The sequence below is a fragment of the Clostridium sp. YIM B02506 genome, from assembly GCF_022324845.1.
GTDB lineage: Bacteria > Bacillota > Clostridia > Clostridiales > Clostridiaceae > Clostridium_T > Clostridium_T intestinale.
In genome coordinates, this window is sequence record NZ_JAKGTG010000043.1 from 12,535 (window position 1) to 35,868 (window position 23,334).

Below are 23,334 nucleotides of genomic sequence, written 5' to 3' on the forward strand. Positions count from 1 at the left end.
TTAATATCTATTATTATCTAATAGTATTATAATATATTTTTCATTTAATTGCACACTATTTAATGTGCTGGGTATTTTATTATCCATTTTTCACTGTCTTCATATCCTATTAATAAGTCATCCGCAATAGAAACTATTGTATCATATAATTCTATACTCTCTAGATACTCTTTTGGTATAGCATCAACGCCCAAATAAGCACCTAATATATTTCCTGTTATAGACGCTATACTATCACTATCTCCACTATTATTTACAGATATTAATACTGCCTTCTTATAATTATCACTATATTTTATAGATGCATATATAGCTCTTGCTAAAATTTCTTCTGCATACCAACCTTCACCTAATTCATTAATACAATCTATCGGTGATTTATCAGAATTTGCTAGCTCTAAAGCTCTAATTATTATATTTTCACATTCCTCATGTCTACTATATGTCTTTAAAACATTTAATGAATTTTCAACAGCACTAATCAAGTCACTTCCTTCTATAATTTCTGCAATTATAAATGCAAAAACACCCGCTGATAAATATCCAGATGGATGTCCATGAGTAATAGCCGCACACTTACACGCTTTATCAAAGGCTTCTTGCTTTGGATAGCTTAATCCTATTGGAGCTACCCTAACAACTCCACCTGAATATTTGCTATCATTTACCGCATCCTCTATACTTCCTCTTTTCTCTTCCCTTAATACCTCTAAGCATGTTTCTTCTGGTTCCTTTAATGCATGAAACCACCCTCTCCTAAGTACCCAACTGTTTACAAGATATTTATCCATTATTTTATGAAGTCTTTCTTGAGTTGATAGCCATCTTATGTATGCATGATAAAGAATTTCTTCAAAATTTTCCTCATCTTCCTTGTTCATTTTTACTTTCGAACGTAGTACTCCTTCTGCTGTAAATAATGACATCTGAGTATCATCACTTATTTCAGCATTTTTCATCATTCCAAGTTTTAAATTTTCAACTCCATTTTCTCCGTAAGCTTCTCTTATTTCTTCTATAGTCATAAATTCAACTTGAAAACCTAGCGAATCTCCTATCGCTCCTCCTAGTAGACACCCTCTATAATTCTCTTTCTCTCTTCTTCCCATAAATAATCTCCTTTATTATTTCTTCAGATCAACTACTATTCCATCAGTCGCCTTAATCAACCCATTTGTTTTTAACTCAATTTGAACTCCTATCTTTCCTCCACTTACTATTATACTTTCTATATTATTGCAGCTATTATCAATAAATGTCTTATATTTCTTCTTCATACCAATAGGTGAACAGCCACCTCTGATATATCCAGTATATTTATTTATATCTTTAACCTCAAGCATTTCAATCTTTTTTTCTTCTGTTGCTTTTGCTGCCTTCTTTAGGTCAAGCTCCTCAGTTACAGGAATAACAAAAACATATATCTCTTTTGACACGCCTTTAGTAACTAAGGTTTTATAGACCACATCTACGTTTTTATTAATTTTATTTGCTACTGATACTCCATCTATTTTTCCATCTTTATTATCATAATTTAATATATCATAATCAATATCATTTGAATCTAAAATTCTCATAACATTAGTTTTACCTTGAGCCATTACATTAATCTCCTTAAATAACCTTTTAATATTATTATACATCATAAATTATTCCATAATAAAATAAAAACTACCCATAAGGTAGTTTTACATATCACATTGTTCAATTTCTATATTATATTTGTTGCACTTTTCACAGAATATAATATTCACTATAAAACTATTATCTACAACATTACTTCTATAAAGTCTGCTAAAGGAACTATCTTTATAGGATTTTGATATATTACTTTCAATATATTTATTATCCTTAGTAAATATATAAAAAGAATACCCTAAATATTCATAGAATTTACTCTTAACAATATCTTCTTCTTTGCAACTACTGCAATGTTCACTGTAGTATTCTCTATCAAAACTTATTTTTTCAGCCTCATTTAATAAGTTTAGTATACTCTTGACCGATACGCCTTCTATTTTGTACTCTTCATCCATTATGAAATCTTCACAATTATTTTCTGTTAATTCATACGTTTTTTCATCAAATTTAAGTGTGTACATTTAATTAATCACCTCTTGGTTAATTATACACTTAACATAGTTAACTGTATATCACTAAATCCAATCATATATCGTCTTCCCAAGTTCTGGTGCATGCTCAAATTCAGCTTTCTGACCATTGTAAAGAACTTTTACTCCCTGTACCCATTCTCCCTTATAGTCTTTTTGAATAATATTATTAATTATTCTTTTTGAATTTATTCTTCCTCCTGTACTACCTTGAAATTTTGAATACCATCCATTAGGTGTGTCTATCCCTTTATCAACTAAGTCTATTACTACTATCTGCTTGTTATCTTCTTTTGTAATAGAAGTTTTATACTCTAAGCCAACAAACCATCTATCCATTATTTCTTTAACTATCATATCTACTTTTTTATTTAGGGATTCGTTAGATTTAACAGAAAAATCATACGGCTCTACTAACTCATATGTATTGCTATCGACATCATATATCTTAAATGTATCCTTAGTTTCATTATCAACTTTAGGGTTTGATATTACTTCATCACTTTCTCTTCCCTTTTCTTCTTTAATCTTTTTTCCAGTACATCCAGCAATAACTATTAATGATAAAAACATTAGTAGTGAACACTTTAATAACTTTTTCATAGTTAACCTCCACTTATATTTTCAACAATTGATTATAGTGTTAACATATGGAAATGAAAATATTCAACATAAAAGAAAGTGCCCTAAAGCACTTTCTTAATTACCTATTTAAAATATCCCATTAAATGTTATTGCAGCTACCACAGCTCCTAATATAGGTGCTACTACTGGTATCCATGCATATGCCCAATCGGAATCTCTTTTATCTTTAATTGGTAATAATGCATGAGCTATTCTTGGCCCTAAGTCTCTTGCAGGGTTTATAGCATATCCTGTGGTTCCTCCTAATGAAAGACCTATTACAAATATTAACATACCTACTGACACTGTTCCAAGTCCATCTGCCATTGCCACTGTTCCTAATCCAAGAATTCCAAAAACAAGTATGAAAGTTCCTATAAATTCAGATATAAAGTTATATCCTGTTCCTCTTATAGCAGGACCTGTACAAAAAACTCCTAACTTGCTGTCTTTATCCTCAGTAGCATCGAAGTGTTGCTTATACATTACATATACTAAACATGCACCTATAAATGCACCTATAAATTGAGATATTATATAACCAGGTACTTGTTCCCAAGGAAACTTTCCTATAACTGCCAAACCTATTGTAAGTGCAGGATTAAAATGTGCTCCTGATATTCCTCCAAATATAAATGCTGGTATAGCAACAGCTAAAGCCCATGCAGTAGCTATAACTATAAGTCCGCTATTATTTCCTTTAGTTTTTCCTAATACAACATTGGCTACTACGCCATCTCCTAAAAGTATTAAAATTGCAGTTCCGATAATCTCAGCTAAATATATAGACATGGTATATCCCCCTCATATTCTATTTTATTTTTCCCATGCTTGTGATCTTTTTACTGCTTCATGCCATCCACTTAGAAGTTTTTCTATTTTATTATCTTCCATTGAAGGCTCAAATGATTTTGATATTGCCCAGTTGTCGCATATATGAGTTTTATTTTCCCAGTATCCTACTGCTAAACCTGCTAAGTATGCAGCTCCTAATGCTGTAGTTTCTATAACCTCAGGTCTATCAACTTGAACACCTAATATATCTGATTGGAATTGCATTAAGAAATTGTTAGCACATGCTCCTCCATCAACTTTAAGTGTATGAAGTTCTATTCCTGAATCTTGTTCCATAGCCTTTAATACATCATAAGTTTGATATGCTAAAGATTCTAATGTAGCTCTAACAAAATGTTCTTTCTTTGTTCCTCTTGTTAATCCAACAATTGTTCCTCTTGCATATTGATCCCAATAAGGTGCTCCTAATCCTACAAATGCAGGTACCATATAAACTCCATTAGTATCCTCAACAGCGTTAGCATATTCTTCTGAATCAGCTGAAGTTTTAAGCATTCTCAATTCATCTCTTAACCATTGAATAGCAGCTCCTGCCACAAATACACTACCTTCTAGTGCATATTCAACTTTTCCATCAACTCCCCAAGCTATAGTTGTAAGAAGTCCATTTTTAGATTCTACTGCTTTTTCTCCCGTATTCATAAGAAGGAAGCATCCTGTACCATAAGTATTTTTTGCATCCCCAGGATTATGGCAACATTGACCAAATAATGCAGCTTGTTGGTCTCCTGCAGCCCCTGCTATAGGGATTTCTCCTCCTAATAATCCATTAGCTGTATAGCCATAAACAGCACTAGATGGTTTTACTTCTGGAAGCATGCTTACAGGTATATTTAACTCTTCTAGTATTTCTTCATCCCATTTTAATTCGTGTATATTAAACAACATAGTTCTTGAAGCATTAGTATAATCGGTTACATGAACTTGTCCTTTTGTCAAATTCCATATAAGCCATGTATCAATGGTTCCAAATAATAAATTGCCTTTTTCAGCTTCTTCTCTAGCGCCTTCAACATTGTCTAGTATCCATTTTATTTTTGTAGCTGAAAAATAAGCATCAAGTATAAGTCCAGTTTTTTCTTTTATAGGTTTATCAAATCCCTTAGATTTAAGTTCATCACACATATTAGAAGTTCTTCTACATTGCCATACTATTGCGTTATATACAGGTTCTCCAGTGTTTTTATTCCATACTACAGTAGTCTCTCTTTGATTTGTTATACCTATCGCTGCAATATCTGTAGATGATATTCCTAATCCTGCCATAGCCTCAGCAGCAACCCCTATTTGTGTAGACCATATTTCTTTAGGATCATGTTCTACCCAACCTGCTTCAGGATATATTTGAGTAAATTCTTTCTGTGCAACATTTACTATAGCCCCTGCTTCATTAAAAATAATACTTCTTGAACTTGTGGTTCCTTGATCTAGTGCCATTACATACTTTGCCATTTAATTACCTCCCTTAGTAACCGTTTTCTTTTTTATTACAAGGTAATGGCAAATTCCCCATATTATTTACCATTACTTATAATCCATAATCCATTTCATTTCTTAATAATTATTCATTTAACTCCCATAAAACTCTCTTAGTTGTTGATACAGCTACTGCTCCGGCTCCTATTGATTCAATTATATCTTTTTTTGTTTGAATTAATCCTCCTGCTATTATGGGAAGGTGTACTTTTTTTTCCATTGATTTTATTATCTTACTTGCCACTCCGGGCATAACCTCAACCGCATCAGGTTGTACAGTTTTTATATTTTTTATTCCTGTCTCTAACGATAATGAATCAATTATAAATATTCTTTGTATCGTATTTAGTCCTAGATTCTTAGCATATTTTATGTTAGTTGGTTTTGTACTAATAATCCCATAAGGTTCTGCAATTTTTTTTACATATTCTATTCCTTTAGAGTCTCCTTTTAGGCCTTCTACTAAATCTATATGAACAAATACTATCTTATTATGCTCTTTTAATTTTCTACATATTTGTGCTATATTAACTATACTTCCAAAGAGGACAAATACAATTTTTACATCACTTTCAATAACCTTATCCAAATCCTCTTCATTTCTTATTGCCGCAACAACAGGATTCTCTATAAGAATTTCTCCTAAATTATTCATCAATACCTCCACTGGAATTATTAAACATTACCTCTTAATAATATCATCTTATTTATACTTTAGCTACATTTCTTGTTGCTATAATATTTATAGATGTATTAGCTACATTTCTAACTATTATATCACCTATAGCAATAGGCGCCTGTACAGTTATCCCCTTGATAGCCCTTATACATTCCTGAATTTTATCCTTTGGTATATCCTGTTCAGTTTTAACTGGAACCATAGGTATTTCTCCATTTACAACATCTACTACTGATGTAACTATTCTAGTAGGATTTGTACATTCTTTCACCCCATACTCTGATCCCCTATTGCAACTATTTCCTGTAACACTCTTTACTTCTTTTCCATCTAAAGTTACTTCTAATACACATCCTAATGGGCAGCATATACAAGTTAATTCTCTATTTTCCATATAAACTACTCCTTTTCAACCTTTATTGTTATATTCTCACAATTAGGATACTTAGTTAATAAAGTTTTAGATAACTTCACACTTTCCATTTCACCTGGAGTTAAAATTCTTTTCTTAATATGCATTACTCTTTCATTATCAAAATACACACTAATAAACTCATTTTTAAATACATTTCCAACCCTAAATCTTACCATAACTTCCTTTTCTACATTTTCATCATTTATATAACTTGGAACCGTATATCTAACTCCTTCTATTCCTTTTATCTTAATTGAATTTTCACTTTTATTTTTTCCATTAATATATTGTGCAGCACATTTCCCTGCATTGTAGGATTCCTGAGTTACATAGTCTACAAGATCATGCACATGTAGCACATTACCACAAGCAAATACACCCTCAATATTAGTTTCTAAGCTTTCATTCACAATTGGTCCTGATGTAACATTAGACATTTCAACTCCTATGCCCTTTGATACATCATTTTCTGGTATTAATCCAACAGACAGTAATAAGGTGTCACAACTTACATACTCTTCAGTTCCCTCAACAATATTTCTATTTTCATCTACTTGAGCAACTGTAACCCCTTCTAATCTACCTTCACCTTTTATATCTATTATTGTGTGACTTAATTTTAGCGGAATATCAAAATCATCTAAGCACTGAACAATATTTCTCTTTAATCCACCAGAATAAGGCATTAATTCTACTACCATTTTAACTTTAGCGCCTTCTAAAGTCATCCTTCTTGCCATAATTAGCCCTATATCACCTGAACCTAAAATAACAACTTCTTTTCCTGGCATATAACCTTCAATATTTACAAATCTTTGAGCTGTTCCAGCTGTAAACACCCCCGAGCATCTATTTCCTGGTATATTTAATGCTCCTCTTGGTCTTTCTCTACATCCCATAGCAAGGATTATAGATTTTGCTTCTATTTCTAAAACTCCATTTTTGCTTATAGCTGTAATTATTTTATCCTTATTTATATCAATTACCATTGTGTTTAATTCAAACGGAATTTGTAACTCTTTAACTTTTTCTACAAATCTATCTGCATATTCGGGCCCTGTTAACTCCTCTTTAAATGTATGAAGTCCAAAACCATTGTGTATGCATTGATTTAATATTCCTCCAAGTTTGTTATCTCTTTCTAAAATTATAATATCATCTATACCATTTTCTCTTGCTGAAATTGCAGCTGCTAGTCCTGCAGGACCTCCACCTATTATTACTACATCATGCTTTCTCATAACTGCACCTCCCCTAAATATTCTCTTTATTCTTACCTACAAGAATATAAGAATCTTCACCAAATTTAGTTACGTCTGTTTGTGGTATATTAAGCTCTCTTGATAATATTTCAACTGTACGAGAGGTACAAAATCCTGCTTGACATCTACCTGCCCCAGCTCTAGTTCGTCTCTTTATTCCATCAAGATTTGTTGCTCCTAATGGTCTTCTTATTGCATCTATTATTTCACCTTCAGTTACAAGCTCACATCTACATATTATATTTCCATATTCAGGTCTATTTTTTATAAGTTTATTTCTTTCTTCATTAGATAATTCACTAAACTTCACTATATCTTTTCTTTTGCCATTAAAATCAGCCTTCTCATTAGGATTTAATCTATCCACTACTATATCCTTTACCAATAATCCAATAGCTGGGGCTGAAGATAATCCAGGCGACTGAATTCCAGCCACATTTATAAATCCCTTTGAATCATCTGCTTCTCCTATTACAAAATCATCATGTTCCTCTACTGCCCTTAATCCTGTAAAAGAAGTTATAACAGCATTTTTAGGTATATTATTAATACTTTTAGTAGCCTTAAACATTATATCTTCAAGACCTTCTCTTGTTGTTCTAACGTCGTCTTTATCTTCTGAATCTACTGCATTAGGTCCAACTAATAAATTTCCATCAATTGTCTTAGTAACCAATATTCCTTTTCCTAACTTACTAGGTAATTGAAATATTGTATGCGAAACTACGTTTCCTGCAATTTTGTCAAAAAGACAGTATTCACCTCTTCTTGCTGTAACTTTTAATTTCTTTTCACTAATCATATTATTAAAGTAATCACTATATACACCAGTGGCATTTATAACTATTTTAGATTCATATATTGCATCTTTAGTTATAATTTTATAATTATCATCAATCTTTTCTATTGATTCAACTTTACTATTAAACTTAAATTCAACGCCATTAACATTGGCATTCTCAGCCAATGCTATAGTCATTTTAAATGGATCTACTATTCCACCTGTAGGTGCTACTAATGCTGCAACTACTGTATCTGATATATTAGGTTCCTTCTCCCTTAATTCTTGTGCATATATTATTTTTAGTTCAGGAACTCCATTTCGTTCGCCTTGTTTTTTTAATTCTTCAAGTACATGTATATCATCTTTACTAAAGCATAATACTAGGGATCCATTTCTTTCAAAAGGAAAGTCTAACTCTTTAGAATATTCATCATACATAGAATTACCTAATACGTTTAGTTTAGCTTTCAAGCTTCCAGTCTTAGCATCGAAACCAGCATGTACAATTCCACTATTAGCTTTTGATGTACCACAACATACATCCGAATGTTTTTCTAAAACGCATATATTCATTTCATATCTTGATAATTCTCTAGCTATAGCACTCCCTATAACCCCTGCCCCTATTACTACTACATCATACATCCCTTATTCCCTCCAAAATCCTTAATTTCACCTAAAAAAAGACAAAAAAACCACCACTATAAGTTAAATACTTACTGTGATGGCTCTCATATACTCGGCCGAATCATATATTCTCTTCTTTAAGTTTATTCTATCACTTATAGAAAATGATTACAAGAGTTTTGTTAATCTTCTTTAATAATATATTAGAGAGGCGTTCTTATTATTCTATCTGTAAAAAAACAAAGGGAAAAATACTATTTCCCCTCATATTACCTTCTTATTATTTTTAATTGTATACATATTCGAATCAGCTTTTTTAAATAAACTATCCATATGCCCCAAAGATTTCTGGCTAAATGAATATCCTATCGATATGTTTATATCTACACCTAAATTAACCTCATTGAACTTATGTATATTTCTATCTATATCTTCAACTATTTTCTTTACGCAAGATTCATTTAAATCCGTAAGTAAAATACAAAACTCGTCCCCACCTATTCTAGATATTATTGAATTTGTTGATGAGAATTTATTTAATATTGTACCTACACCTTTTATCAGGTTATCGCCTTCCATATGTCCATGAATATCATTAGTTATTTTCAAATTATCTAAGTCACACATAATTATAGCCACTTTAGAATCTATTTCAACATCATATTTATTGCATGCTCTTTCAAAAAAATCCTTATTATGAAGTCCTGTTAACATATCATGAGTCACTCTATACTCTAACCCTAATTGATATTTTATTTTTTCATCAATATTTCTTATTATCCCTTGAACAGCTACCAACTTACCTTTTGAGTATATAGGAGTAGCATGTTCTTCAAACCACAAGTATTTTCCTTCTCTATTTCTCCATCTCTGTACTATGGGTTTTTCAAAATCAAGAGTTCCATAAATTTTGTCATATAATATATTTAAATCATCTGGATGGATAAGCTCAAAAGGGTTATTAGGGTTTTCATAACATTCATTAACTAAACCTTCACCTAAAAACTTTTCTATAGATGGACTTAAGTATATAAACTTGAATTCAGGTAAAATTTGAAAACAATATACTATGTCTTTAGACTTCTCAATTAAATTAAATATTCTTTTCTGATTCCTTTTTATGTTCTGAGTCTTTCTGTAAGACTTCAAGCTAATCCTTTTATGATAAATACTTGCAATTATTACACCAGCTATACAACCTATTAAAAAGTATTCTACCATTAGCATCTTCCCCTAAATAATTTATATTGTAAATACTATATTTTTAAACAATATCCAACATACAATTATTTCAACAAAAGTTAACCGATTCCTTCTATTAAATTGATAAATTTTTGTTAAATTCATTTATAATATATCAACTCACCAAAACTAATTTTTGAGCAATATCATAACATAAACAATATGCTCTTGAAATTCCCATTATAATCCTTAATAATATAGTATATATTACATTATTAGGGGGAAAATAAATGATTGAGTTGGTATCAGAAAAATTAACAAATTATATAAGCTCAAATAGCGATATTAATGATTCAGAAATACCTAAGATAAACTTTGCTATAAAGTCAATCTTAAGTGAAGGTTCTAAGTTTATCATAATGTTTATTATATTTTTTATGTTAGGTACAGAAAATTATTTCTTGTTATCTTTTATAATCCTAAGTTCTATTCGTATTTATTCAGGTGGTATACATTTTTATACTTATACATCTTGTTTAATTTTTTCTTTTGCAATATTCTTTATAAATAGCTATCTAACTCCACTCTATATTGGTGTAATAGATGTCTATACATATTTATTTCTATCGGTATTAAGTTTACTAATTATATATATAAAATCTCCTCAAGTTAGTAAATTCCGAAAAAAACATAAAAAATATAATAACTCTAAAATGATTCTTAGAAGCAAGCTTATTTCTACACTTGTAACCTTATTCTTTTTATGTATTTCTTTTTTGTTATTTAGGAACACATTATATATGAGTTGTTCTATAATAACAATATTAGTACAATCCATTCAATTAATTCCTGCATCTAAAATAAATCGTTAGATGCAAATTTATCCTCTGACGACTTTCACTTAACTTTTCATGTCTGTATTTTAATGTTTAGTGATCATTTTATTCATATAGCTTGTCATAACTCTTAAAATTATTTTAAATAAATAATTTAATGAGAGGAGCAAATTTATGAGAATAAAAAAAAATATATTTAATATTTTATCAGCTGCTTTGGTACTTGTAGCAGCTAGTATGTCAAACCCTTGGTCTTCAATTGTTTTTTACGGCGAATATGAGCCTCCAGAAAGTTTAATGGAAGACTAATCTAAATTCAGTAATGTAATTATGAGTGGTTATTTCTATAGATCCACCATACTTATCCACTATAGATTTAATATTATATAAGCCGAATCCCCTTTGGCTACCTTTAGTGGAAAAGCCTTTTTTAAAAATTTCATTTATGTTAGTATTTTTAAGTGTAACTCCGCTATTTCTTACGTGAATAATGGAGTTTTCTTTTTCTCTATCTATGTTTAATTCTACCCATCTGCTGCTATCTTGTTTTGCTACAGCTTCGAAAGCATTATCCAATAAATTAAATAATATTTCCGCTAACTCAAAATCTTTTACTGGCATTAAATTAGTATCACTATTTATTGAATACTTAAATTTAATATCCATATCTTCTGCTCTTTGAAGCTTACTATATATTATACCTGCCAAAACCCTATTATCTAAGGAAATAATGTACTGTTCCTTTGATAATGATTCATTTAATCCCTCAATGTATTCTTTTATTTTCCTCTTAGAATCCTCTTCATTTGAAACTTGAGATATACCATATATAGTACTCAGATGGTTTTTAAAATCATGTTGTTTACTTTTAACATCATTAACCAAATCAATAGTCATTTTTGAATATCTATTATATGCTTCTAAGTTTTTTTTCTCTTCAATTAAAGATATTAGAGCTTTTAAGAACTTAAAATTGATTGCCATATACACTAATAATATCACTATAAATATTACTATATTTTTTTCTATAATTGTGTAATCAGCCTCCCATACACATTTTATAACTAATATATATATTAGTGAACTAATTAAATAGAAATATATCAACTGAATATTTATCCCATTATTACCTAAAACTTTGTCGTAAGAAACAAATTTTTTTATCATTAAAATAAAAGTAATCATTAATGTGTTTATACTAAATGCTTTAACTGCAAGATTGTTAAATAATACTATATTAAATAAATCCGTCGATATATTAAATATAGCTAATACCAAGAGTTGCATAACCATTATTAAAACAATAGTTATAACAAATTCAACTATTGTACTTTCAAATGATTTTTTAAACAAAAACTTTACTAATAGAATTATTACTGCATAATTTATTATAAATACATAATCTAAGTGACTATATACCAATATATTATTTAGTATACTCATAAAAATAGTTAGAGTAATATATTTAATTAAGTTGTACCTCTTAAAATCATTAAATTTACTCCACAACAAGAATATCCCACTTATCTCCATAAATGTTAATATAAAATTGAAAATACTGTCAATCACATTCTCAACTCCAACCTCTATATATTTTCAAAATTCAATTTAAATTTAGATCCCAAATACGCTTTATCTTCGCATCCTCTAAAGTATATTTCACTACTTGTTACAGATATCTGCCTAATTTCTTTGATATATTTTTTATTAACAGCGTAGGCTCTATGACTTTGCACTATATCTTCACTATTAATTTTCTCTAAAGCTTTTTTCAAAGATAACTTGTCTATCTCGTATACACCAAATTTTGTATAAACAGTTAAAGTTCTTATTTTAACTTCTATAAACACGATTTCATCGATATAAAACTTAAGCCTTACGCCTCTACTTTCAAATACTACATATTGCTTGTCTAACTTCGTTTCATTATCTTCTTTAGCATAACTATTTTCATATAAAAGTTTTGTCATATTTTGTATTTTTTCTTTTTTAATTGGTTTTATAATATAATCGTAGCAATGAATTTTTTTAAAAGCATTTAGCATATAGCTAGAATTTGAAGTAATAAATATTATCCAAGCAAGTTTATATTTATCTATCATTCTTATTTTATTAGCTAAACTTATACCAGAACCTTCCTTTAATTCTATGTCTATGTAAAAAAAATCTATAGGTACTTTATTTAATATTTCAAGTCCCTTAGCCTCACTATCAGCATGAAAAATATTTATATCTAAGGATAACTCTTGAATAATTTTAATTAATGATTCTACTTGATATCTCTCATCCTCTATTAAAAGTAAATTTGACAAGTCTTAATCCCCCTTAAGTCAATTAACAAAACTAAAACTACAGCCTATTTCGCCGTAGTTAAAAATTGATTTTTAGAGTTTACCTTATATATATCTATATAAAATTTTACTCTACTACTTTATTTTATCTTAATATTCTCTTACTATCTAGTCAATTGTATTTTAATTATTTCTATTATTTAATTATATTTTTTGACAAAATATAAAAGACCATATGTTATATGATCTTTTATATACTTCATCACACTTAAGTTTTAATTTTTTTTTGACAAATTTCTCCTTCAAGCCAATCTACAAATTGTCGTGCTGTTCTTGGTGATCTTCCGTTGTAACTCATTTCCCATTGAATAGCCCTTTTATGAATTTCTTCTGTTGGTTCTATCCCTCTAGCTTTAGCTAAAGAATCTACTATCTCTAAATACTCCTTTTGAGTTGGTGATATAAACGTTACAGTTATCCCAAATCTATCTGATAAAGATAGTTTTTCTTGCATTGCATCTGCAGCATGGACTTCGTCACCAGCTCCTGATAACCTCATACCATCTCGATCACTAAACTTTTCTTTAACTAAATGTCTTCTATTTGATGTAGCATATATTATTATATTATCAGGTTTTGTCTCTAATCCACCTTCTAAAACTGCTTTGAGGGCTGTATAAGTATCTTCACTATCTCCAAAAGCTAAATCATCTATAAACAATATAAACTTTTGCGGTATATCTTTTATTATTCCTATTAGTTTAGGAAATGTACTTATATACTGTTTAGGAATTTCTATGACTCTCAGTCCCTCTGTATAATACTCATTTAATAAAGCCTTTACTGTAGATGATTTACCAGTTCCTCTACTACCATATAATAAAACATTATTAGCTTTATATCCCTTCAAAAATGAAATAGTATTATCTACTATTATTTTCCTCTCTCTTTCATAATTAACTAGTTCCTCAAGTCTTATGGGATCTAATGACTGTACCCCTTTTAGCTCATTTCCTTCCCATAAGAAACCTTTGTATTCACCAAATATACCAATACCATTATTTTTATAAACTATAGCTAAATCATTAATTAAAACACTCCAAGGAGAAGTATTCATAAACCTATCTACTATAAAATTACTTTCAATATATACATCATCTATAATTTCCGTTTCCCATTCCCCAAGATTTTGTATTTTATCTAACTCAAAATATGGATTACTTTCATCTTCTATAAATAGCTCTTTTATATATTCTGCTGTAAAATCCCCTATACTTTCTAAGGAATCTAAATCATTTGCTACAGCTTGCTTAATAGAAAACCCAATATTACAAAGATTATCTTTTTGAGCCTTCTTTGAAAATATGTTTTCGCTTAATATTATCTTATTTATTATATATTGTTTTAATCCAAATCCACTATTAATTTCCATCAGCTCATAATAAAAATCATTATATAAGTTAATTATTTCACTAATTGTATTTTCATTCCTATCTAGATAATTAATTAGTTTATGCAATTTTTCAATAACAGAATCCTTTAGTAAATTCCTATATATTCCTAAGGATTCTAAATTAATTTTCATCCTTCTTATCTTATTGCTTATCATGATAATACTCCTCCTTATACTCCCTATAGAAATTATAATTCTACGTTTTAATTCATATACCTCTTTATTCATTGTTAAATTTTTTACAAAAATTTTATAACTACGATATTATTTCGCGATAATTATTAATAAAAAAACTGATGAAAAATTTAATTCTTTCACTATAAGATTAAATTTGATATAATCACATTATCACAAGCTTAAATTTAACAATATAAGCTGTTTTTATTTCTATTTTTATAAATCTATTACAAATAATTCGCTTATGATATTACTTTGTGATTTATATCTATTTTATAAAAATAGTAAAACAACTACTAATAGGGGGCTAAAATCTAATGGAAAACTTAACACAATTATTTTCAAAAATTGATGATTTAGTTTGGGGTCCACCCTTACTAATTCTACTAATTGGGACAGGTATCTACCTTACCATAAAACTAGGTTTGCTACAAATATTCAAACTACCACTAGCATTTAAGTATCTTTTTTCTAAAGATGAAGATTATGATGGAGATGGGGACATAAGTAGTTTTGCAGCTCTTTGTACTGCTCTTGCTGCTACAATAGGAACTGGTAACATAGTTGGAGTTGCAACTGCTCTTGCAGCCGGAGGTCCAGGAGCACTATTTTGGATGTGGGTGGCTGCATTATTTGGTATGGCTACTAAATATGCTGAAGGATTACTAGCTATAAAATATCGTGTGGTAGATAAAAATGGCCAAATGTCAGGTGGGCCAATGTATTATATAGAAAAAGGGTTAGGAATTAAGTGGTTAGCTAAAGCATTTGCTTTTTTTGGAATATGTGTTGCACTCTTAGGAATGGGAACATTCACGCAAGTAAATTCTATATCAAGCGCAGTTAATATTACATTTAAAGTTCCTCAATTTGCTACAATAGCATTATTAACAATTATAGTAGGACTAATAACAATAGGTGGTATAAAAAAGATATCTAAAGCAGCGGAACTTATAGTTCCATTTATGGCTATATTTTATGTATTAGGTGCACTAATAATATTAATTACAAACATATCAAAATTACCTGACGCTATATCCTTAATAGTTCGCAGCGCATTTTCTCCGTCTGCGGCCTTTGGTGGGGCTCTAGGTGTTACTATATTAACATCAATGCAAAAAGGAATAGCCAGAGGTGTTTTTTCAAATGAATCTGGATTAGGTAGCGCTCCTATAGCTGCTGCTGCTGCTAAAACAAAATCTTGTGTTAGACAAGGTTTAATTTCCATGACAGGAACATTTATTGACACAATAATTGTTTGTACTATGACAGGACTAACTTTAGTTATAACAGGAATGTGGAATAGCTCTGAATATTCAGGTGCGCAAGTTACCACAGAAGCTTTTAAAGCAGGTTTTGGTAACTTTCCGATGATTGGTCAATTTATAGTCACAATTGGACTTATTTTCTTTGCATTCACAACTATAATAGGCTGGAATTATTATGGAGAAAGGTGTACAGAATACTTATTTGGAGTAAAAGGAATTCTTCCATATAAAATAATATTTCTAGTAGCAATTGCTTCATCTATTTTCATGAAACTTGAACTAATATGGATTATAGCTGATATAGTAAATGGTCTAATGGCACTTCCTAATTTAGTTGGATTAGTAGGCTTAAGAAAAGTAATAATAGGAGAAACCAAAAGCTACTTTAATGAAATAAAATTAAATAAAGCAGCTTAAAAATTGAGACAGTATATAGAATTACTTTTAATAAATCTATATACTGTCTTTTAGTTAAGAAATAGGTTTAAATCTACATCTTCAATATTATACTTCCCTGAGTCAGTATCATCAAAATGCCACCACTCAGTATCAATAATTTTAAACCCGCTTTGAACCATTATGTTAGTTAAAATGCTCATATTACTTTTAGCCTCATCACTCATATTAGTGTTACCTCTATACGCCTTTTCTGAAAAGTCATCAAAACTAGACGGCATCATCAATTCTTTCCCTTCTTTATCAACAAGGGTAATATCAACAGCACAGCCTTTATTATGTATTGAGCCACCGTTATCTGGATTTGCAACAAATCTACTGTCTTTCTCTATGTTCCAAAATATTCTTTGCACATAAACTGGTCTATACGCATCCCAAATTTTTATTCTATATCCTAGTTTTTTAAATTCTTCATTTGCCTTTACTAACTTCACTGCAGTATCTTTTCTTAATACACATATGTCATTAGGATAAACTTTTTGTTTAGTAAAATTATTTTCTGTTGCGTATCTTAAATCTATCACAAAATCTTTATCCATTTCCTGTAATAAAACAAAGCCATTAATTTCTTTAGGTTCTTCTATTTGTTCTTCGTTCTCTATTTCATTTGATATATCAACGTCTTTCTTACTCTCAACTTCTTTAAAATCTTGCTCTTCATCTATATTAATTTCTTCAACAACTTTAGCCGTCTTATCATTTTTTATATTTTTATTACACGAAACAGTAAAAAGGTTTACGGTAACCGATAAGATCAGAATAAGTGACCATATTTTTCTCAAAAATATTTCCTCCTATTTTTATTTAGTGTGATTATACAAAGACTCATATCTATAATAAATCATATCGATTACGCTTAAAAGTGCATATCTGCCTCCTACTAACGATTCTATACTTTTAACATCTGGATTCCCGTATAACAACACCAAATCAGCCTCTTCCATATATTGAGTGTTTGGATTTTGAGTTATTATTACAAGTTTTGCTTTTTTATTTTTTATCCTTTTAATAAGCTCTGTATTAGCTACTCTTCCAGCCACTGTTAAAATTATAGCAAGAGAATTCTCATCCATATCATCAACATACTGATATTGCTCCTGCATATCAACAAATGCCGTTACTAATTTACCAAGCATCAAAAGCATGGTTTGTATCTCCATAGAAATATATTGAGAAAACTGCATACCAAAAAAAGCAATTTTTTTATATCTATATATATACTCAACCAATTTATCTAGTTTTCTTATATCTAAATTTTCAGAGGTTTGTTTTAAATTATTAATAACTAAATCATAAAAATCATTTGTAAGTTCATCTGGGTTTGATGATTTCTCTTGTATAAATTTAGGATTAAAAGAAGCTTTAAGCCTATAATATTTTAAATTCAAATCCACCTGTTCTTTAAATTCACTAAAACTCTCATATTCTAATTTTTTGATAAATCTACTTATTGTAGCTGATGACGTATAGCACATATCTGCCAATTGATTTATATTTAATTTGGGAACTTTTTTTATATTATTCAGCATCGTCCATGCAATTGTGTAATATATATCTTTTTCTTTATTAGAATTAACCAAAAATAACAATCGATAAATAACTTCATTCATATAAATACCCCTCCTACTTTATCTAAACAATATTATAAAGTATTTATTAACTATTCGCAAAACATAAAAAGGAGTTTTAACATAAACTCCTTTTTATAAAAATATTATTAACCTATATTTATTTTATCTCTGTATTTTGAAGTCAAACATGGAATTAAACTAAATAACGATACAAATAAAGGTATTGTAAAAGATGCTATAAATCCAGACTTACTTAACAGTAAAAATGGTTTTCCAACTGGATTAAATATAGTTAAATTTAATATACTAACTGTCATAATACACATAAATATACCTAAGCCATATCCTACTAAGCACAAGATTAGATTTTCTCTCCATAATTTAGTCATTAATGTTGCATTTTTATATCCCATGGCGTGCATTATAAAAAATTCGCTAATTCTATTTTTAAATATAATGTAATTTAAATTTCCTAATGTTATACACAAAACTATAATTATAAAAGTACTCATTATATAACTAAGAGAATTCATACCTATCATCATTTCTTTAAAATTGTCTTCCATATATTTATAATCTATCACATCTATATCTACAGGAAGCTTCTCTTTTATAGCACTCATGTCTTTACTACTATTATCATAAGTACTATAAATAAATCCCCTTGTAAAAGCCTCTTCTCTTTTCATTTCACTATCTGTATTTACTATGGCTATTATATTCTCTCCATCCATTATTCCCGAAACTTTATATTCTTTATTTAAGTTTGAATTATCTTCATTTATTATTGAACCTATTTTAAGATTGTTTTGTTTAGCATATCTTAAATGAATTAGAATATCATTTGAATTTTCTTTAGGAACACTTCCTTCAACAATATTTTGATCCAGAGCGTCCATCAAGCCTACTATATCCTCGCTGTATAAATTTTCAATATCAAAACTTGAAGAACCTAAACCTAAAGAATATTTAAGGCTACCTGCAATAGGTTTAATTGGAATTAAAAGCTTTGTATTACTACTACTTTTAAGATCTTCTATTATGGTCTTTGGAATCTCAACATTACTTTTAGAGTATACTATACTATGATTCTCTACAAAGTTACCACCTGTCAGATCAACTAATTCCTCTGTTGTTGCACTTATTAAAGAATAAAAATATACTACAAAAACACCTATAGCTACAGTTATTATAGTTATTAAAACTTTTTTAATATTAGCTAATATATATTTTAGTGGAGAAAGTGGCCTCATATTATCACCTCTCTTTTTCTTCAATGGAAGTTATACTTCCATCCCAAATATTAACTATTGCATCTGCATCTTTTAAAATAGTTTTATCATGAGTAACAATTACAATAAGAGCATTTTTCTTATATTCATCTAACATCTTCATTACTTCTGAAGAACTTTCATGATCTAAAGCAGCTGTAAGTTCATCTCCAAAAATCACCTTAGGATTATTTATAAGAGCTCTAGCAATTGCAACCTTTTGTCTTTGCCCTCCTGAAAGTTTTGAAGGTTTTTTATTATACAGATTCTCTATTCCCATCCTGCCTAGAAGTTCTATTGCTCTTTGCTTGTCAGCTTTTGAATTAGAGTTTATAGGAACTAATATATTATCAAGAACACTCATGTATTCAATTAAAAAATGTCTCTGAAATATAAATCCAAAATCTTTTTTTCTTAGCTTTGCTAAAGTATTTAAACTCATGCCTTCATAGTCTTGTCCATTATAAGATATTTTTCCTGAAGTTGGTTTCTTTAATCCAGCCATTGAATAAATCAATGAACTTTTTCCACTTCCTGAAGGTCCCATAATTCCTATCATTTTATTGTTTTCTAAACTTAAATTTATATTTTTTACCGCATAGGTCATAGCTTCTTTTTCCATATCATATATCATATTTAAATTTTCTATATTAAAAATCATTTTATCCCTCCTCAATGATAGTTATAGCATCTAATTTACCTAAAACTCTGTAAATTGGTATTAATGTAAATAAAGCTGTAAAGGCTGGTGTCAGTAAAGATATTACTATACCCTTAATGCTTATAAACACGCCAATTGCTCCTAGATCAGTAAAAGCTGCTTTTGTTACAATAAAACTAGTAGCTACTCCTAATATAATGCCTACTACAAATCCAGATAAATTAAATATCAACACTTCCTTTAATGCTCTTTTCATCAACATTCCTCTGCTATATCCTAAAGCATTTAATATGCCAAACTCTATTTTTCTATTTATAAATTGTGCATATTTAGAGCTTGATAAAGTAACCACCATAACAATAACTATAAGAACAAAAAGTGCATCCAGTATTTGTTTTGAAGATGCCGTTCCACTTTGATATTTTTCAATTCCCTCTGATAATATGCTATAATTTATATCCTTTTTAGAGAATGTCCTTATTAATTTATCTAAATCATCTCTTTTATCATCATTAGGAAATATCAACATCTCATTTTTTATCAAATCATCTTTACTAATATCTTTATATCTACTAAATTCATCAGAAGTAGACGAATAGCTGCTTAAGGATAAAAAATATTTACTATTTAAAATCCCTACAATTTTGCTATCTCCTAAACTATCCCCAATAGATACATTATTATTTGTAGCTACTCTCTCATCTATAGCTATCTCTTTTTGTTCCTCTTCTGGAAGGCTCCCTTTTTCAAGAGTAATGTCATATTCATTCATAAAATATTCTCTATCCTCTGGAAGTATAGAAAATATTCTTACATTACTGACACTTCCCTGGGTAGAATATTTCACATAAGATATCTTTGTAGGTATTAACTTTTCTACAAGATCACTTTTCTTTAACTTATCTACATACTCTAAAGATATCTCTTTATCACTAATTCTACTTATTGTAAATGCCTTTTCTAATGGCTTCACTTGAGATGAATATGAGCTTTCTGATATAGACTCTATAAAACACTCCACTCCATATCCTAAAATAATAGATAAAGCTATAGCTATTATTGAAGTTATATAGGGCTTCTTATTATTTTTTATATATTTACTAACAGATAAAGGCTTCATTTTACTCCTCCCTTCACTTCTTATAAATATAATATAAAAATTCCTTCATAAATAATAGTAACCACGGTCACTACATACTAGTTACCGTGGTCATTTATTTTAATATATCCTTCAAATATAATGCTGCTGAAGTTCTATCAAATATTTGTATCTTAGAATATATATTACTTACATTGTTTTTTACAGTTCCCTCCGATATAAAGAGAGAGGATGATATCTGCTTATTTGTAAAACCTTGTGAAAGCATCTTTGCAACTTCAAGTTCTCTATCAGTAAATAGACCTTTTAGATTTTCTTCTTTTTTATCACTTGTACTGTTACTTATAAGCTTATTTACCAACTTAGATGCTATTGTAGATGGGAGTATGTATTTATTATCATAAGCATCTTCTATTGCTTTAATTAGGGCATCTCCATCTATATCCTTTAACATATACCCCGACGCTCCATAATTTAGTGCATCAATAATATACTCTTCATCATCAAAGGTTGTTAAAGCTAATATTTTAATCTCTGGATAACTGTTTTTTATTATCTTGGTGGCCTCTACCCCATTCATTCCAGGCATTCTTATGTCCATTAAAATAACATCTGGAGTACATGTTCTGCATATATCAATTACTTCTCTTCCATCAGAAGCAGTGCCAATAACTTCTATATTATCTTGAAGTTCTAATATAGTTTTTAATCCATCTCTCATTAACCTTTGATCATCCACTATAACTACTCTAATCATTTATTTTTCCTCCTTCAACTAATGGCAGTTTTATATAAATAGAAAACCCCTCGCCTTCTTCTGAATATATATCAAGTTGTCCACCTAGCTCTTTTACACGCTCCTCCATGGATCTAAGCCCAAAACCTTTAGTTAACGCTACAGCCCCAATACCATTATCCTCTAAAGAGAAGTTAATTGAATTGTCTCTCTCAAATAACTTAAAAATAAAGGCAGTACTTTTCCCATGTCGAATTCCATTAGTTAATCCTTCTTGAAGCGCTCTATAAATAACCTTTTTCCCACTATCATAAACATTCACATCACTATCTATATGACTTTTTACAATAATATCTGAATGCATTTCACACTCTGTTATAAAAGTATTCAAAGAATCCCAAAAGTCCATAATTTCCTTTCCTTGTTCTAAAATTCTTACAGAACTTCTTATATCATTAAGACCTTTCCTAACTTGTTCCTGGGCTAAACTCAACTTTTCTTTAGCCTTAATAATATCCTTATCCATAAGCCTTTTGGAGGCTTCCATTTCAACCAAAACAGTTGTAAGAGTATGTCCAACTGTATCATGAATTTCCCTAGCTATTTTGTTTCTCTCAGAATTAGCTGTCATAAGCTCAACTTTTTCATAAGCCTCGCTTAAGTGCCCATAGACCTCATCTTTTTCTATCTTTTTAACGGTAATTTCTTTCAAAGATTCTTCTATTATCTTATTCTGAAATAATAAATAGTTTATAAGCTTAAATATAATTATAAATATAGTATATATGGGTACTGTTACTAATATAAATACTGGAATCAAGTTTATTTTTTCTTCTAACATAATAATTGCAGATAAAAAATTCATCAAGTACACTAATATTGAATATATGTATCCTTGTTTTTTATTAAAATTAATTATTATACTGTCTACTAAAAATAAATATAAAATCATAGCTATTAAACTTTTAGAACTATAATTTATAAACCATATTATCATTACCTCTAAAATTAATAATATATGTTTTGCAATTCCTCGCTCTTTTTCATAACAAAAATAAGTTCTTATGGTGAAACAGGTAAGAAAAAGAAGATAAGTTATAATTAATAAAAAATTACTCCCACTTAAAAATGCTAAGATAATAAGTATTATTGTAAAAACTATATAATCAACTATTGTTATAATATCTTTAACCCTCAAATCCATGATTTACCCCTTTATACAGTTATTACTTTAATTATACCAAATATAAAAAAAGTGGCTAGCGCCACTTCGCTAGGGAACCCTATGGTTCCCTTCGACGACACTTCGTGTCTGAGCACCCTCCTTAAGAGGCGGGGAGCACAACCTCCCCTGCACCCCTTGCATTTTTTATTGCATAGGAGGAAGGTACTTTCCTATGCAATAAAAAAGAAGGTAACTTAAGCACCCAATGTCATTAAGTTAAGATGATACACTCAAAGAGTAGAGTATGTAGAAATACATGCCCTGCTTTTTTTTAT

Annotated in this window: 24 protein-coding genes; 3 read left to right on the top strand and 21 right to left on the bottom strand. The window is 29.3% G+C overall.

Annotated elements, in window-relative coordinates:
- Positions 1 to 59 precede the first annotated feature (59 nt).
- The 11 genes from L1S49_RS21340 to L1S49_RS21390 all read right to left on the bottom strand — a co-directional run bounded on the left by L1S49_RS21340 (position 60) and on the right by L1S49_RS21390 (position 10,054).
- A complete protein-coding gene (locus L1S49_RS21340) occupies positions 60 to 1,109 on the bottom strand; it encodes an ADP-ribosylglycohydrolase family protein (RefSeq protein ID WP_238907336.1) in 1,050 nt (349 codons plus the stop codon).
- Between the two features lie 15 nt (positions 1,110 to 1,124).
- Positions 1,125 to 1,601 (bottom strand): Cys-tRNA(Pro) deacylase, encoded by a 477-nt coding sequence (gene ybaK, locus L1S49_RS21345; RefSeq protein ID WP_238907337.1) that lies wholly within the window; start codon positions 1,599 to 1,601, stop codon positions 1,125 to 1,127.
- An 87-nt stretch (positions 1,602 to 1,688) separates the two neighbouring features.
- Positions 1,689 to 2,102 (bottom strand): DUF3785 family protein, encoded by a 414-nt coding sequence (locus tag L1S49_RS21350; protein WP_238907338.1) that lies wholly within the window; start codon positions 2,100 to 2,102, stop codon positions 1,689 to 1,691.
- A gap of 54 nt (positions 2,103 to 2,156) precedes the next feature.
- Positions 2,157 to 2,714 carry a hypothetical protein gene (locus L1S49_RS21355; RefSeq protein WP_238907339.1) on the bottom strand — a complete coding sequence of 186 codons (558 nt, stop codon included), beginning with the start codon at positions 2,712 to 2,714 and terminating at the stop codon, positions 2,157 to 2,159.
- A 108-nt stretch (positions 2,715 to 2,822) separates the two neighbouring features.
- Positions 2,823 to 3,527, bottom strand: a complete 705-nt coding sequence (locus L1S49_RS21360) for an MIP/aquaporin family protein (RefSeq protein ID WP_073022301.1) — start codon at positions 3,525 to 3,527, stop codon at positions 2,823 to 2,825.
- Between the two features lie 24 nt (positions 3,528 to 3,551).
- On the bottom strand, positions 3,552 to 5,042 hold the full coding sequence (glpK, locus tag L1S49_RS21365; protein ID WP_181602570.1) for a glycerol kinase GlpK: 1,491 nt from the start codon (positions 5,040 to 5,042) through the stop codon (positions 3,552 to 3,554).
- A 109-nt stretch (positions 5,043 to 5,151) separates the two neighbouring features.
- Positions 5,152 to 5,721: a glycerol-3-phosphate responsive antiterminator gene (locus L1S49_RS21370; RefSeq protein ID WP_238907340.1), complete on the bottom strand. Its 570-nt coding sequence runs from the start codon at positions 5,719 to 5,721 to the stop codon at positions 5,152 to 5,154.
- A 52-nt stretch (positions 5,722 to 5,773) separates the two neighbouring features.
- The gene (locus L1S49_RS21375) at positions 5,774 to 6,139 is read right to left on the bottom strand and encodes a DUF1667 domain-containing protein (protein ID WP_238907341.1); all 366 of its coding nucleotides are present in this window, start codon (positions 6,137 to 6,139) and stop codon (positions 5,774 to 5,776) included.
- Positions 6,140 to 6,144: 5 nt separating this feature from the next.
- Positions 6,145 to 7,401: an FAD-dependent oxidoreductase gene (locus tag L1S49_RS21380; RefSeq protein WP_238907342.1), complete on the bottom strand. Its 1,257-nt coding sequence runs from the start codon at positions 7,399 to 7,401 to the stop codon at positions 6,145 to 6,147.
- Between the two features lie 13 nt (positions 7,402 to 7,414).
- Positions 7,415 to 8,851, bottom strand: coding sequence for an NAD(P)/FAD-dependent oxidoreductase (locus tag L1S49_RS21385; RefSeq protein WP_238907343.1), 1,437 nt, complete (start codon positions 8,849 to 8,851; stop codon positions 7,415 to 7,417).
- Positions 8,852 to 9,097: 246 nt separating this feature from the next.
- Positions 9,098 to 10,054, bottom strand: a complete 957-nt coding sequence (locus L1S49_RS21390) for a sensor domain-containing diguanylate cyclase (protein WP_238907344.1) — start codon at positions 10,052 to 10,054, stop codon at positions 9,098 to 9,100.
- Positions 10,055 to 10,305: 251 nt separating this feature from the next.
- Here L1S49_RS21390 and L1S49_RS21395 point away from each other — a divergent pair, with 251 nt between their 5' ends.
- Together L1S49_RS21395 and L1S49_RS23330 are read left to right on the top strand one after the other, a co-directional pair.
- Positions 10,306 to 10,887: an accessory gene regulator B family protein gene (locus L1S49_RS21395; protein ID WP_238907345.1), complete on the top strand. Its 582-nt coding sequence runs from the start codon at positions 10,306 to 10,308 to the stop codon at positions 10,885 to 10,887.
- A 138-nt stretch (positions 10,888 to 11,025) separates the two neighbouring features.
- Positions 11,026 to 11,160 carry a hypothetical protein gene (locus L1S49_RS23330; protein ID WP_275299654.1) on the top strand — a complete coding sequence of 45 codons (135 nt, stop codon included), beginning with the start codon at positions 11,026 to 11,028 and terminating at the stop codon, positions 11,158 to 11,160.
- Here the strand turns inward: L1S49_RS23330 and L1S49_RS21400 are convergent.
- The 3 genes from L1S49_RS21400 to L1S49_RS21410 all read right to left on the bottom strand — a co-directional run bounded on the left by L1S49_RS21400 (position 11,146) and on the right by L1S49_RS21410 (position 14,751).
- A complete protein-coding gene (locus L1S49_RS21400) occupies positions 11,146 to 12,294 on the bottom strand; it encodes a GHKL domain-containing protein (RefSeq protein ID WP_238907346.1) in 1,149 nt (382 codons plus the stop codon). The two genes, L1S49_RS23330 and L1S49_RS21400, sit on opposite strands and share 15 nt — an antisense overlap.
- A gap of 143 nt (positions 12,295 to 12,437) precedes the next feature.
- Complete coding sequence (locus tag L1S49_RS21405; RefSeq protein ID WP_021803218.1) at positions 12,438 to 13,163, bottom strand: LytTR family DNA-binding domain-containing protein; 726 nt, start codon at positions 13,161 to 13,163, stop codon at positions 12,438 to 12,440.
- A gap of 247 nt (positions 13,164 to 13,410) precedes the next feature.
- Positions 13,411 to 14,751, bottom strand: a complete 1,341-nt coding sequence (locus L1S49_RS21410; RefSeq protein WP_238907347.1) for an ATP-binding protein — start codon at positions 14,749 to 14,751, stop codon at positions 13,411 to 13,413.
- A gap of 338 nt (positions 14,752 to 15,089) precedes the next feature.
- On the opposite strand from L1S49_RS21410, the gene L1S49_RS21415 reads away from it, so the two are divergent.
- The gene (locus tag L1S49_RS21415; protein ID WP_073022291.1) at positions 15,090 to 16,457 is read left to right on the top strand and encodes a sodium:alanine symporter family protein; all 1,368 of its coding nucleotides are present in this window, start codon (positions 15,090 to 15,092) and stop codon (positions 16,455 to 16,457) included.
- Between the two features lie 50 nt (positions 16,458 to 16,507).
- On the opposite strand, the gene L1S49_RS21420 is transcribed toward L1S49_RS21415, so the two are convergent.
- The 7 genes from L1S49_RS21420 to L1S49_RS21450 all read right to left on the bottom strand — a co-directional run bounded on the left by L1S49_RS21420 (position 16,508) and on the right by L1S49_RS21450 (position 23,038).
- Positions 16,508 to 17,278 (bottom strand): M15 family metallopeptidase, encoded by a 771-nt coding sequence (locus L1S49_RS21420; RefSeq protein WP_238907348.1) that lies wholly within the window; start codon positions 17,276 to 17,278, stop codon positions 16,508 to 16,510.
- An 18-nt stretch (positions 17,279 to 17,296) separates the two neighbouring features.
- Complete coding sequence (locus tag L1S49_RS21425) at positions 17,297 to 18,106, bottom strand: MurR/RpiR family transcriptional regulator (protein ID WP_238907349.1); 810 nt, start codon at positions 18,104 to 18,106, stop codon at positions 17,297 to 17,299.
- Positions 18,107 to 18,213: 107 nt separating this feature from the next.
- Entirely contained in the window at positions 18,214 to 19,344 is a 1,131-nt protein-coding gene (locus L1S49_RS21430; RefSeq protein WP_238907350.1) for an ABC transporter permease, read from the bottom strand.
- On the bottom strand, positions 19,325 to 19,999 hold the full coding sequence (locus L1S49_RS21435; RefSeq protein WP_238907351.1) for an ABC transporter ATP-binding protein: 675 nt from the start codon (positions 19,997 to 19,999) through the stop codon (positions 19,325 to 19,327). The genes L1S49_RS21430 and L1S49_RS21435 overlap by 20 nt, the downstream gene beginning before the upstream one ends.
- 1 nt (position 20,000) lies before the next feature.
- Positions 20,001 to 21,119, bottom strand: a complete 1,119-nt coding sequence (locus L1S49_RS21440; protein WP_238907352.1) for an ABC transporter permease — start codon at positions 21,117 to 21,119, stop codon at positions 20,001 to 20,003.
- Between the two features lie 94 nt (positions 21,120 to 21,213).
- Positions 21,214 to 21,855: a response regulator transcription factor gene (locus L1S49_RS21445; RefSeq protein WP_238907353.1), complete on the bottom strand. Its 642-nt coding sequence runs from the start codon at positions 21,853 to 21,855 to the stop codon at positions 21,214 to 21,216.
- Complete coding sequence (locus tag L1S49_RS21450; protein WP_238907354.1) at positions 21,848 to 23,038, bottom strand: sensor histidine kinase; 1,191 nt, start codon at positions 23,036 to 23,038, stop codon at positions 21,848 to 21,850. The genes L1S49_RS21445 and L1S49_RS21450 overlap by 8 nt, the downstream gene beginning before the upstream one ends.
- Positions 23,039 to 23,334 lie beyond the last annotated feature (296 nt).